This is a genomic window from Xanthomonas bonasiae (assembly GCF_017163705.1).
Classification (GTDB): domain Bacteria; phylum Pseudomonadota; class Gammaproteobacteria; order Xanthomonadales; family Xanthomonadaceae; genus Xanthomonas_A; species Xanthomonas_A bonasiae.
Genome location: NZ_JAFIWB010000014.1, coordinates 38917 through 51899, shown reverse-complemented (window position 1 = coordinate 51899; position 12983 = coordinate 38917). Strand labels below are relative to the sequence as shown.

Annotated in this window: 12 protein-coding genes; 11 read left to right on the top strand and 1 reads right to left on the bottom strand. The window is 68.4% G+C overall.

Annotation, left to right across the window (positions count from 1 at the left end; all coding sequences use genetic code 11):
* Positions 1–164 precede the first annotated feature (164 nt).
* The 11 genes from frr (at position 165) to JR064_RS13195 (ending at position 12073) form a co-directional block, all read left to right on the top strand.
* Positions 165–722, top strand: coding sequence for a ribosome recycling factor (gene frr / locus JR064_RS13245; RefSeq protein ID WP_179565877.1), 558 nt, complete (start codon positions 165–167; stop codon positions 720–722).
* A 38-nt stretch (positions 723–760) separates the two neighbouring features.
* Entirely contained in the window at positions 761–1498 is a 738-nt protein-coding gene (uppS, locus tag JR064_RS13240) for a polyprenyl diphosphate synthase (protein WP_206230009.1), read from the top strand.
* Positions 1495–2319 carry a phosphatidate cytidylyltransferase gene (locus JR064_RS13235; RefSeq protein ID WP_206230008.1) on the top strand — a complete coding sequence of 275 codons (825 nt, stop codon included), beginning with the start codon at positions 1495–1497 and terminating at the stop codon, positions 2317–2319. Before uppS ends, JR064_RS13235 begins: the two co-directional genes overlap by 4 nt.
* Before the next feature lie 2 nt (positions 2320–2321).
* Positions 2322–3509, top strand: a complete 1188-nt coding sequence (gene dxr / locus JR064_RS13230; RefSeq protein ID WP_179565880.1) for a 1-deoxy-D-xylulose-5-phosphate reductoisomerase — start codon at positions 2322–2324, stop codon at positions 3507–3509.
* Positions 3510–3535: 26 nt separating this feature from the next.
* Entirely contained in the window at positions 3536–4900 is a 1365-nt protein-coding gene (gene rseP, locus JR064_RS13225) for an RIP metalloprotease RseP (protein WP_179565881.1), read from the top strand.
* A gap of 86 nt (positions 4901–4986) precedes the next feature.
* On the top strand, positions 4987–7353 hold the full coding sequence (gene bamA, locus JR064_RS13220) for an outer membrane protein assembly factor BamA (protein WP_179565882.1): 2367 nt from the start codon (positions 4987–4989) through the stop codon (positions 7351–7353).
* Between the two features lie 411 nt (positions 7354–7764).
* Positions 7765–8787, top strand: coding sequence for a UDP-3-O-(3-hydroxymyristoyl)glucosamine N-acyltransferase (gene lpxD, locus JR064_RS13215; protein WP_206230007.1), 1023 nt, complete (start codon positions 7765–7767; stop codon positions 8785–8787).
* A complete protein-coding gene (gene fabZ / locus JR064_RS13210) occupies positions 8784–9239 on the top strand; it encodes a 3-hydroxyacyl-ACP dehydratase FabZ (RefSeq protein WP_179565886.1) in 456 nt (151 codons plus the stop codon). The genes lpxD and fabZ overlap by 4 nt, the downstream gene beginning before the upstream one ends.
* Positions 9240–9258: 19 nt before the next feature.
* Positions 9259–10050: an acyl-ACP--UDP-N-acetylglucosamine O-acyltransferase gene (lpxA, locus tag JR064_RS13205; RefSeq protein ID WP_179565888.1), complete on the top strand. Its 792-nt coding sequence runs from the start codon at positions 9259–9261 to the stop codon at positions 10048–10050.
* Complete coding sequence (gene lpxB / locus JR064_RS13200) at positions 10047–11357, top strand: lipid-A-disaccharide synthase (RefSeq protein ID WP_241093042.1); 1311 nt, start codon at positions 10047–10049, stop codon at positions 11355–11357. The genes lpxA and lpxB overlap by 4 nt, the downstream gene beginning before the upstream one ends.
* Positions 11354–12073 carry a ribonuclease HII gene (locus JR064_RS13195; protein ID WP_206230006.1) on the top strand — a complete coding sequence of 240 codons (720 nt, stop codon included), beginning with the start codon at positions 11354–11356 and terminating at the stop codon, positions 12071–12073. The genes lpxB and JR064_RS13195 overlap by 4 nt, the downstream gene beginning before the upstream one ends.
* A 283-nt stretch (positions 12074–12356) precedes the next feature.
* On the opposite strand, the gene JR064_RS13190 is transcribed toward JR064_RS13195, so the two are convergent.
* On the bottom strand, positions 12357–12539 hold the full coding sequence (locus JR064_RS13190) for a hypothetical protein (RefSeq protein WP_191825615.1): 183 nt from the start codon (positions 12537–12539) through the stop codon (positions 12357–12359).
* Positions 12540–12983: the final 444 nt, after the last annotated feature.

Below are 12983 nucleotides of genomic sequence, written 5' to 3'. Positions count from 1 at the left end.
ATTGGGGATTGGGGAATCGCAAGCGCGTTGCGCGCCGCAACATCGCCGCGAGGCCACCTCCCCGCGGCGCGCCGTTGCGTCAATCGTGCCGGGATCTGCCTTTGCCATTCCCCATTCCCAGCAGGCTATAATTGTCCGATTCAGATTCAGCACGGACACCGGCGATGCTCAACGAAATCAAACAAGACGCACAGACCCGCATGGCCAAGAGCATCGATGCGCTGCGCCATACGCTCATCAAGGTGCGTACCGGCCGCGCCTCGACTGCCCTGGTCGAACACCTGAAAGTCAATTACTACGGCTCGGAAATGCCGCTGAGCCAGGTCGCCAGCGTGGCCGTGGCCGATGCCCGCTCGCTGACCATCAGCCCGTGGGAAAAGCAGATGGTCAGCGCGGTCGAGAAGGCGATCCTGGCCTCGGACCTGGGCCTGACCCCGAACACCTCCGGCACCACCATCCGCCTCAACCTGCCCGCGCTGACCGAAGAGCGCCGCCGCGAGCTGTCCAAGGTCGTGCATAGCGAAGGCGAGGACAGCAAGGTCGCGATCCGCAACATCCGCCGCGACGCCAACCAGCAGATCAAGGATCTGCTGAAGGACAAGCAGGTCACCGAGGACGAGGCCCGCGCCGCCGAGGACGACATCCAGAAGCTGACCGACAAGGCGATCAAGGACGTCGACGACGTGGTCAAGGGCAAGGAACAGGAACTGATGGCGGTCTGAGCCTGCGCCTCGCGGCCATGCCTTCCGACCCCCGCCCCATGTCCCTGCCCCGCCACATCGCCATCATCATGGATGGCAACGGCCGCTGGGCGCAGCGCCGCCGCCGGCCGCGCGTGATCGGCCACCGCGCCGGCGCGCGCGCGGTCAACCGCACCATCGACTTCTGCCTGGAACGCGGCATCCCCGCGCTGACCCTGTTCGCCTTCTCCAGCGAGAACTGGGGCCGGCCGCAGGAAGAAGTGGACGCGCTGATGAAGCTGTTCCTGCATGCGCTGGACCGCGAGGTCGAGGAACTGCAGCGGCGCGGCGTGCGCGTGCGCTTCATCGGCGACCGCTCGCGCTTCGCGCCGTCGCTGCGCGAGCGCATGGCCCAGGCCGAAGCCGGCACCCAGCACAACCAGGCCCTGCACCTGTCGATCGCGGCCAGCTACGGCGGCCGCCAGGACATCGCCCAGGCCGCGCGGGCGCTGGCCGAAGAGGTCGCGGCCGGACGCCTGCGCCCCGAGCAGATCGACGAGACCCTGCTGTCGGCGCACATGGCGCTGGCCGACCTGCCGCCGCCGGACCTGTTCATCCGCACCGGCGGCGACGTGCGCATCAGCAATTTCCTGCTGTGGCAGCTGGCCTACACCGAACTGTGGTTCACCGAGACCCTGTGGCCCGAGTTCGGCCCCGAGGTGCTGCAACAAGCCCTGGACGACTACGCCAGCCGCGAGCGGCGTTTCGGCCTGACCAGCGCGCAAGTCGCCCCGGCGACGGAGAACACATCCGCATGACCCGCACCCGTGTCATCGCCGCGCTGATCATGGCCCCACTGGCCATTTGCGCCATCCTGCTGCTGCCCACGCAATGGCTGGCGGCCCTGGCCGCGCTGATCTTCCTGATCGGCCTGTGGGAGTGGCTGAAGCTGGCGGAGGTCGACGACACCTTGCCGCGCACCATCCTGCTGGTGCTGAACCTGCTGCTGATGGTGCTGCTGGTGTGGGCCTCGGCCGGCTCGCTGGTGCTGTTCCAGCTGACCACCCTGGTCGGCGTCGGCTGGTGGTGCGTGGCGCTGCTGTGGCTGCGCTTCTTCCAGTTCGGCTCCGACCACGCCACCTACGCGCGGGTGTTCAAGCTCGCCGCCGGCACCCTGGCGATCGTTCCGGCCTGGGCCGCGCTGGGCCTGATCCATGCCAGCGAGCCGAACGGGCACCGCTGGCTGCTGACCGCGCTGGTCACGGTGTGGGCCGCCGATTCCGGCGCCTATTTCGCCGGGCGCCAGTTCGGCAAGCACAAGCTGGCGCCGCGGATCAGTCCCAACAAGACCGTCGAAGGCCTGCTCGGCGGGCTGCTGGCCGGCCTGGTCTGCGCCGCCGGCTTCGGCTGGCTGGCCGGGGTCACCCTGCCGCAGTTGCCCGGCCTGCTGATCGTGGCCGCGGTCAGCGTGCTGGCCTCGGTGGTCGGCGACCTGTTCGAGAGCCTGCTCAAGCGCCACGTCGGCGCCAAGGACTCGGGCAACGTGATCCCCGGCCATGGCGGCGTGCTGGACCGCGTCGACGGCGTGCTGGCGGCGCTGCCGATCTTCGCGCTGGGCAAAGAGATCTTCGGATTCTGAACATGGCCGATGCCGTCCGCTCCATCGCCGTGCTCGGCGCCACCGGCTCGATCGGCGCCTCCGCGCTGGACGTGATCGCGCGTCACCCGCAGCGGCTGCGCGCCAGCGTGCTGGCCGCAGGCGGCAACGTCGCCGGGCTGCTGGCGCTGTGCGCCGTGCACCGGCCGGCGCACGCGGTGATCGCCGACCCGGCCCTGTACCCGGCGCTGCGCGACGGGCTGCGCGATGCCGGGCTGCGCACCCAGGCGCATGCCGGCGCCGCCGCGCTGGAGCAGTTGGTGGCCAGCGACGCCTGCGACAGCGTGGTCGCCGCCATCGTCGGCGCCGCCGGCCTGGCCTCGACCCTGGCCGCGGCCCGCGCCGGCAAGCGCCTGCTGCTGGCCAACAAGGAATCGCTGGTGCTGGCTGGCGAGCTGGTCACCGCCACGGCCGCCGCGGCGGGCGCCGAGATCATCCCGATCGACAGCGAACACAGCGCGATCTTCCAGTGCCTGCGCTCGCGCCAGACCGGCGCCGAGGTGCGGCGGGTGCTGCTGACCGCGTCCGGCGGCCCGTTCCGCGGCTGGGACCGCAGCCGGCTGCAGGGCGTGACCCCGGCGCAGGCAGTGGCGCATCCGAAGTGGTCGATGGGCCCGAAGATCTCGGTCGACTCGGCCACCCTGATGAACAAGGGCCTGGAAGTGATCGAGGCGCACCACCTGTTCGCGCTGCCGCCGTCGCGCATCGAGGTGCTGGTGCACCCGCAGAGCCTGGTGCACTCGCTGGTGGAGTTCATCGACGGTTCCACCTTGGCGCAGATGGGTTTGCCGGACATGCGCACCACCCTGGCGGTGGGCCTGGGCTGGCCGGAGCGGATCGAATCCGGAGTCGCCGGACTGGACCTGCTGGCCCATGGCCGCCTGGACTTCGAACCCGCGGACCTGGACGCCTTCCCCTGCCTGGGCCTGGCCTGGCGCGCGATGCAGGTCGGCGGCAGCGCGCCGGCGATCCTGAACGCGGCCAACGAAGTGGCTGTTTCAGCTTTTCTTCAGGGCCGTATCGGTTTCCTATCGATTCCTGCGCTGGTCGAGAACGCCCTGACCGTGCTGCCCGCGGGCGCGGCCGACTCCCTGGACGCGCTGCTGGCGGCGGACGCGCAATCGCGCAAGATCACCGAACTCGCCATTGCCCGCCAGCCTGCCCATGTCTGACACGCACGCCCCTATGAGCCACGCGCATGGGTGACTTCATCGGGTCCGTCTGGTGGATGATCGTCAGCCTGGGCGTGCTGGTGACCTTCCACGAGTTCGGCCACTTCTGGGTGGCCCGCCGCTGCGGGGTCAAGGTGCTGCGCTTCTCGGTGGGCTTCGGCAAGCCGCTGTGGTCGTACTACGACCGCCACGGCACGGAGTTCGCGATCGCCGCGATTCCGCTGGGCGGCTACGTGAAGATGCTCGACGAACGCGAGGGCGAGGTCGCCCCGGCCGAGCGCGACCAGGCCTTCAACACCAAGAGCGTGTGGCAGCGCATCGCCATCGTCGCCGCCGGCCCGATCGCCAATCTGGTGCTGTGCGTGGCGCTGCTGTGGGCGATGTTCGTGATCGGCAAGCAGGATTACGCGGCGGTGGTCGGCCGCGCCGAGGGCCTGGCGCTGCAGGCCGGGCTGCAGCCGGGCGAGCGCATCGTGCGCATCGGCGAGCGCGAGGTCTCCAGCTGGAGCGATGCCAGCATGCAGCTGACCGTGGCGGCGATGGATGCCGCGGACGTGCGCATCCAGACCGAGGACACGCGCGACGGCGCCAGCCGCGTGCATACGCTGCGCCTGTCGCAGCTGCCTGCCGGCTTCGACGAACAGCAGGTGCCGCGCCTCGCCGGCCTCACCTGGCGCTTCAGCCTGCAGCCGGCGATCGTCTCCAAGGTCACTCCGGGTTCGGCCGCCGACGGCGTGCTGCGCCCCGGCGACCTGATCCTGGCGGTGGATGGCGCCTCGGTCGCCGGCGCCGACCAGGTCGCACCGCAGGTCCAGGCCCTGGCCAGGAACGGCGGCAGCGGCCTGGTCGAGGTCGAGCGCAACGGCGAACGGCTGGCGCTGGAGGTACGTCTCACCCCCAGCAAGGACCCGCGCCTGAAGGGCCTGTCGCTGGGCGTGGGCCTCGGCCAGGAAGACCGCCCGCCGCCGGCCTTCGACGCCAAGCTGCAGTACGGCCCGCTGGCGGCGATCCCGGTCGCGTTCCGCGAAACCGGCAAGCTGGCCGGGGATACCCTGGGGCTGATCCGGCGCATGCTGACCGGCCAGGCCTCGATCAAGAACGTGTCCGGGCCGATCACCATCGCCAAGGTGGCCAACGTCTCGGCCCAGCAGGGGCCGGACTGGTTCCTGTATTTCCTGGCGCTGCTGTCGCTGAGCCTGGCGATCATGAACCTGCTGCCGATTCCAATCTTGGACGGCGGGCACTTGCTGTATTACCTTATTGAGTTGGTCAAGGGCAGCCCGCTGAGCGAGCGTGCCATGGCTGCGGGGCAGTTCGTCGGTCTGACGATGCTGGCCGGGCTGATGGGGTTGGCGTTCTACAACGACATCTTCGGCCAGGTCCTGCGATGAACCCGATGCTGATCCACTCGACCCCGCTGTCGTCGTCTTACGCCGGCGCCCATGCAACAACGATATCGACCTCTACCGGACGTGACATGACGCGATTTCCCACTCGCCGCCTGCTAGCCCTCGCCCTCGCCGCCAGCCTCAGCTTGCCGGTTCTGGCCCAGGCGACGGAGCCCTTCACCGCCAGCGACATCCGCGTCGACGGGCTGCAACGCATCTCCTCCGGCACCGTGTTCACCTATCTTCCGGTGGAACGCGGCGACACGGTCGACGATGCCAAGGTCGGCGAAGCGATCCGCGCGCTGTACCGCACCGGCTTTTTCGAGGACGTGCAGGTCGATCGCCAGGGCAACATCCTGGTGGTCACGGTCAAGGAACGTCCGGCGATCAACAAGTTGACCGTCACCGGCAACAAGGACATCAAGAGCGAAGAGCTGCTCAAGGGCCTGTCCGACATCGGCCTGACCGAGGGCGGCACCTTCGACCGGCTGAGCCTGGACCGGGTGACCCAGGAACTGACCCGCCAGTACAACAACCGCGGCAAGTACAACGTCGAGATCACTCCGACGGTGAGCCCGCTGGACCGCAACCGGGTCGACGTGGCGATCGCGATCAAGGAAGGCAAGGCCGCCAAGATCCAGCACGTCAACCTGATCGGCACCGAGAAGTTCGCCACCGAGGACATCCTGGAGAACTGGGAGTCGCGCGAGCACAACTGGCTGTCGTGGTACCGCCGCGACGACCAGTACTCCAAGGAAAAGCTGTCCGGCGACCTGGAGAAGCTCAACTCCTGGTACCTGGACCGCGGCTACGTCGATTTCAGCGTCGATTCCACCCAGGTGGCGATCAGCCCCGACAAGCGCGACATGTACCTGACCGCCGGCATCACCGAGGGCGAGCAGTACAAGATCTCCGACATCAAGGTCACCGGCGACACCGTGCTGCCGCAGGAAGAGGTCGAGAAGCTGGTGATCCCGAAGCCGGGCGACACCTTCTCGCGCGCGCTGCTGGAATTCAGCTCCGACGCGATCACCAACACCCTCAGCAACATCGGCTACGCCTTTGCCAAGGTCAACCCGATCCCCACCACCGACCGCGAGAAGCGCACCGTCGCGATCAATCTGCAGGTGGTGCCGGGTCCGCGCGTGTCGGTCCGCCGCATCGTGTTCAAGGGCAACACCCGCACTTCCGACGAAGTGCTGCGCCGCGAGATGCGCCAGTTCGAGAACAGCTGGTACTCGCAGGCCGCGATCGACCGTTCCAAGGTCCGCCTGCAGCGCCTGGGCTATTTCGAGTCGGTGGACGTGGAAACGCCGCCGGTCCCGGGCAGCAACGACAAGGTCGACGTGGTCTACAGCGTCAAGGAAACCACCTCGGGCAGCTTCACCTTCGGCCTGGGCTATTCGCAGACCTACGGCGTGACCACCTCGATCCAGCTGTCGCAGAACAACTTCCTGGGCGGCGGCAACCGCGTCTCGGTGGACGCCTCGCGCAGCAGCTACCAGGAGCGCTACGCGTTCTCCTACACCAACCCGTTCTTCACCGACGACGGCGTGTCGCTGGGCTACAACATCTCCTACCGCAAGCTGGACTACTCCGACTTCGGTACCGCCCAGTACAACAGCAAGAACGGCGCGGCGCAGATGATCTTCGGCGTGCCGATCACCGAGAACGACACCGTCTCGCTGATGTTCGGCATCGACAGCAACCAGATCACCACCTACGCCGGCTACACCCCGCAGGCGATCATCAACTACATCGATGCGATCGGCCAGCGCACCTTCCACGCCTGGCGCAGCGAACTGGGCTGGGCGCGCGACACCCGCAACGACTACTTCATGCCGACCCGCGGCATGTACCAGCGCGTCGGCCTGGAAGCCACCCTGCCCGGCTCCACCGTCGAGTACTGGAAGCTGAACTACCAGATCTCCAAGTACTGGCCGATCATCCCCTCGATCGTGCTCAACACCCGCGCCGAATTCGGCTACGGCGACAGCTACGGCAGCGACGTCAGCCGCACCATCACCAACGCCGACGGCACCACCCGCACGGTCACCGCCTCGGGCCTGCCGTTCTACGAGAACTTCTACGCCGGCGGCACCAACTCGGTGCGCGGCTTCGAGGACAACACCCTCGGTCCGCGTTCGGAAGCCACCGCTTCGTACAGCCGCGGGCAGCCGCTGGGTGGCTCGTTCAAGACCGTGGGCTCGGCGGAACTGTACTTCCCGAAGCTGTTCGACAGCCCCTCGGCGCGCGTCTCCGCGTTCGTCGACGTCGGCAACGTGTTCAACGGCGTGGACAACTACAAGACCAACGAACTGCGCGCCTCCACCGGCGTGGCGTTGCTGTGGCGCGCACCGGTCGGTCCGATCTCGATCAGCTACGCGCTCCCGCTGAAGAAGGAAGACAACGACGAGATCGAGCGTCTGCAGTTCACCTTTGGTGGGCAGTTCTGACGAACTGCCCGCTCCGGGCTCCCGCTTCGCGGGAGCCCGGAGCTCGGGGCTTGGCAACCAAATCCCCGCGCCTTCGGCGCGCCCCCTTTACTAAAGGGGTGAGCGCGTCATCGCGTTCGCGCTGACGCCCCACGATTCGCTGCGCGAACCGCGGGCCCCGGCTTGTCTTCTCCCAAATCCCCGCGCCTGTCGGCGCGCCCCCTTTACTAAAGGGGGCTTTTGTCAGAATTGGATGACCGCGATCTGACCGAAGCAGAAGGTTTTCTGCTTGGTTGATCGTGGCATGGCCCTCAAGCGGGGGCTTTTCTGGCGTTGGTTGATGGCGGCCTTGAGCATTGGCCGATCCTGGCCTGTGCGGCCTGCGCGCAGGGGCAGCATGACCGTGCCGATGGCACACGGTAGAATCCCGGCGTGAATACTCCTTCCCATACCGCACACGAGATCGCCGAGCGCTTCGGCCTGCAGCTGCATGGCGACGGCGCCGTCGCCGTGCATGGCGTCGCCACGCTGGCGCATGCCGGTCCCGGCCAGCTCAGTTTCCTCGCCAATCCGCGCTATCGCGCGCAGCTCGCCGACAGCGCCGCGGCGGTGGTAGTGCTACGTGCCGACGATGCCGACGCGGCGCCCGGTACCGCGCTGATCGCGCGCGATCCGTATGTCGCCTTCGCCAAGATCGCCGCGCTGTTCGACGTGGCGCCGGCGCGTCCGCCCGGCATCCATCCCAGCGCCAGCATCGACCCCAGCGCGCAGATCGCCGCCGGTGCGCACATCGGCGCCTTCGTCAGCATCGGCGCGCGCAGCGTGGTCGGCGACGGCTGCGTGATCGGCCCGGGCAGCGTGATCGGCGACGATTGCCAGGTCGGCGACGGCTGCGAACTGATCGCCCGCGTCACCCTGGTCACCCGCGTGCGCCTGGGCAAGCGCGTGCGCATCCATCCCGGCGCGGTGCTCGGCGCCGATGGCTTCGGCCTGGCGATGGACGCCGGCCACTGGATCAAGGTGCCGCAGCTCGGCGGCGTGACGATCGGCGACGATTGCGAGATCGGCGCCAACGCCTGCGTCGACCGCGGCGCACTGGAAGACACCACGCTCGAGGAAGACGTGCGCCTGGACAACCTGGTGCAGGTCGCGCACAACGTGCACATCGGCGCGCACAGCGCGATCGCCGGCTGCACCGGCATCGCCGGCAGCGCCAAGATCGGCCGCTACTGCATGCTCGGCGGCGCGGTCGGCGTGGTCGGCCACCTGGAAATCTGCGACAAGGTGGTGATCACCGGCAAGTCGGTGGTGCGCAACTCCATCCATGAGCCGGGCGAGTATTCCTCCGGCACCCCGTTGACCGACAACCGCACGTGGCGCAAGAACGCCGCGCGCTTCAAGCAGCTCGATGCCCTGGCCCGTCGCATCCTGTCTGTAAGCAAGGAGAAGCAATGAGCCACGACCAGACCCTGCCGGACATCCAGCAGATCCAGAAGTTGATCCCGCACCGCTACCCGTTCCTGCTGGTGGACAAGGTGGTGTCGCTCGACTTCGAGAATCGCAAGATCGTCGCGCACAAGAACGTCAGCGTGAACGAGCCGTTCTTCCAGGGCCATTTCCCCGGCCAGCCGATCATGCCCGGCGTGCTGATCATCGAGGCGCTGGCCCAGGCCGGCGGCGTGCTGACCCAGCTCGCGCTGGGCCGCGATGCGCAGTCCAAGCTGTTCTACATGGTCAAGGTCGACAAGGCCCGCTTCAGCAGCCAGGTCGTGCCCGGCGACGTGCTGGAGCTGCATGTGGAAATCAAGCGGGTGATCCGCAACATGGCCGTGTACTACGGCGAAGCCAAGGTGGACGGCAAGGTCGTCGCCTGCGCCGAGGTGCTGTGCGCCGGCACCCGCGAATGAGCCAGGCAGGAGACCTGCAATGAGCGACAACGCCCCTCTCATCCATCCCACCGCGGTGATCGATCCGTCGGCGACGCTGGCGGCGGACGTGCGCGTCGGCGCCTTCACCCTGATCGGCGCCGAAGTCGAGATCGGCGAAGGCAGCGTGATCGGCCCGCATTGCAGCATCGTCGGCCCGACCCGCATCGGCCGCGGCAACCACCTGGTCGGCCACGTCGCGCTCGGCGGCGATCCGCAGGACAAGAAGTTCGCCGGCGAACGCACCGAACTGGTGGTCGGCGACCGCAACGTGATCCGCGAGTTCGTGACCGTCAGCCGCGGCACCGGCAACGGCGGCGGCATCACCCGGGTCGGCAGCGACAACTGGTTCCTGGCCTACACCCACGTCGCCCACGACTGCGTGGTCGGCGACCATTGCGTGTTTTCCAACAACACCACCCTGGCCGGGCATGTCGAAGTCGGCGACCACGTGATCATCAGCGGCTTCGCCGGCGCGCACCAGTTCTGCCGCATCGGCGATCACGCCTTCCTCGGCATGGGCGCGCTGATCAATGGCGACGTGCCGCCGTTCACCATGGTCGGCGGCAATTCGCTGGGACGCCCGCGCGGCATCAACAGCGAAGGCCTCAAGCGCCGCGGTTTCGATACCGAGCGCCTGGCCGCGATCAAGCGCGCCTACCGTGCGCTGTACGTGGCCGGCCTGCCGCTGGCCGAGGCCAAGCAGCAGCTGGCGGTGCTGGCCGAAAGCAGCGAGGACGTGCGCGCGATGCTGGAATTCATCGAAGCCAGCGAGCGGCCGTTGTTGCGATGAAAGCCGGGAGTCGGGAATCGGGATTGGGGATTGGCAACGGCGGCACCACGGCCGCCGGCGACCTCGCTCCTGCCTCGACGAATCCCCAATCCCCAATCCCCAATCCCGGCGCAGCAACGCTGCGCATCGCCCTCGTCGCCGGCGAAGCCTCCGGCGACCAGCTTGGCGCCGGGTTGATCGAGGCGCTGCGCGCGCGCCATCCGGATGCCGAATTCGCCGGCATCGGCGGCGATGCGATGCGCAACGCCGGTTGCCAGACCTGGTTCGATGCCAGCGAACTGGCGGTGATGGGCCTGATGGAGGTGCTGCGGCACCTGCCGCGGCTGCTGAAACTGCGCCGCGAGCTGCGCCAGCGCCTGCTGGACTGGCGCCCGGATGTGTTCGTCGGCATCGATGCGCCCGACTTCAACCTCGGCGTGGAGCGCTGGCTCAAGCAGCGCGGCATCCGCACCGTGCATTACGTGAGCCCGTCGGTATGGGCCTGGCGCGAGCGGCGCGCGGCCAAGATCGGCGCCAGCGCCGACCGGGTGCTGTGCCTGTTCCCGATGGAACCGCCGATCTACGCCAGGCACGGCGTGGATGCGCGCTTCGTCGGCCACCCGATGGCCGACGCGATCGCACTGCACGAAGACCGCGATGCGGCGCGCGCCGAACTCGGCCTGCCGACCGGCGCGACCGTGCTGGCGGTGCTGCCGGGCAGCCGCCTGGGCGAGATCGGCCGGCTCGGCGATACCTTCTTCGCCGCCGCCTGGCAGGTGCTGCAGCAGACGCCCGGCGCGCACGTGGTGGTGCCGGCCGCCAATCCCGCGTGCAGGGCCTTGCTGGCCGAGCAACTGTCGCGCTCGGCGTTGCCGGTGGTGTATTCGCACCTGCTCGACGGCCAGGCTCGCACCGCCCTGCTCGCCGCCGACGTGGTGCTGCTTGCGTCCGGGACGGCGACGCTGGAGGCGATGCTGGTGAAGCGGCCGATGGTGGTCGGCTACAAGGTCGCGCCGCTGACCTACCGCATCGTCAAGGCGCTGGGCCTGCTGAAGGTCGACCGTTACGCACTGCCCAACATCCTTGCCGGGCGCGACCTGGCGCCGGAACTGATGCAGGACGCCTGCACCCCGGACGCGCTCGCCGCCGCGCTGCTGCACTGGCTGCGCGACCCGCAGGCGGTGGCCGCGCTGCAGCCCGAGTACGCGCGCCTGCACCAGTTGCTGCGCCAGGACGCCTCCGCGCGTGCGGCCGATGCGGTGCTCGAATTGCTGGAAGGCCGGGATTCGGGAGTGGGGATTCGGGATTCGGGAAAAGCAACGGCATGAAGCGCTCCGATCCCACAGCGCCGCAGCGGGAACTGCTCTGCGAATCCCCAATCCCGAATGCCGAATCCCGGCGGCTTTACGCCGGCGTCGACGAAGCCGGGCGCGGGCCGCTGGCCGGGCCGGTCGCGGTGGCCGCGGTGGTGTTCGATCCGGCGCGCCCCCGCATCAACGGCCTGGACGACTCCAAGCAGCTGACCGCCGCGCGCCGCGAGACGCTGTACGCGCGCATCGTCGAGCGCGCGCTGGCCTGGCAGGTGGTGCTGATCGAGGCCGAGGAGATCGACCGGCTGAACATCTACCAGGCCACCATGCTGGGCATGCGCCGCGCGGTCGAGGGCGTGGCGCACGTGGCCGGTTTCGCGCGCATCGACGGCAACCGCGTGCCCAAGGGCCTGCCCTGCGCCGCCGAGGCGCTGGTCGGCGGCGACGGCCTGGACCGCGCGATCATGGCCGCCTCGATCGTGGCCAAGGTCACCCGCGACCGCTTCATGCAGCGCCTGCACGAACACCATCCGCACTACGGCTTCGACCTGCACAAGGGCTACGCCACCCCGGCGCACCTGGCCGCGCTGGCCGCGCATGGCCCGTGCCCGCAGCACCGGCGCAGCTTCGCGCCGGTACGGCGCGCGCTGGGCCTGGCCGAGGCCCCGAGCGCCTGGGACGTGCCCTGTACCGCGGACGCGGACCGGCTGGCGGCGGATCCGCAGCCGGCCTGAGCGCCGCCGCGGCCATGGCCGCGCCGCGCGCCGCCCCCCATCGCCAGGTGCGGCCCGCTGCCGGCGCAGGATCCATGGCCGGAAACGAACGCGCAGGAGCCGGCCTCGCACAGGGCAGCCGCGCCGCCGGCACTCCCGAAGATAATCGAATGAATATCGCGCAATGCGACCCGGAACTTTCCGGGATAATATAAAAATACAGAATCGAACATATTTCAGCCGCGGCCGCGCATTCCGGTCGCGCGGGCAAAGCGGCGACCCGAAACGGGTCGCCGCGGCTCGCTCAGTTGAAGTAGTCGGAGATGACGTCGGACCAGGTGTCCAGGTAGCACTGCACGGAATCGCCGCCGCTCAGCTGCTGGCACGGCGCGAAGCGGTCGCTCACGTCGCTCAGGCTCTGCGCGGATGCGCTGGACACGGCGCCGAACAGCATCAGCGCACCCATCACCGGAATCAACTTCTTCATGGAGTTTCTCCTGATCACGCCGTGGGGGTTCACGGCGAGCGAGACGCTATCACCTGATATTCGAATGCGTGGCCAGGTCGAGCGCGTTGACCGCCGAAGATAATAATTTTTCAGAATGGATTCATTTCCGCAGCGCGGCCCCATTTCGCCCCCGACCCACGTAACGCATTGAAAGCAGAACGCATCCGCGCACCCTACGCAGCGGTACTGATAACTGTACCGACATGTACTGTTTAGGCAGGCGCAGTCAACTTGCGTTCAGAAATTCAACCCGCCCTAACGGCCCGCGCTCCGGTTTTGCGCAGCTTTGGCGCATCGACCGGTGGCGAGGCACGCGGCGGCCGCGCGCTCCGGTAATCGACCGCTGGCGGAGGACGGCACATCGGCCACCCCTGCCTCTTCGCCCGCGCAGACCCACGCCGTTCAGCCGCGGCCTGCGCCCGC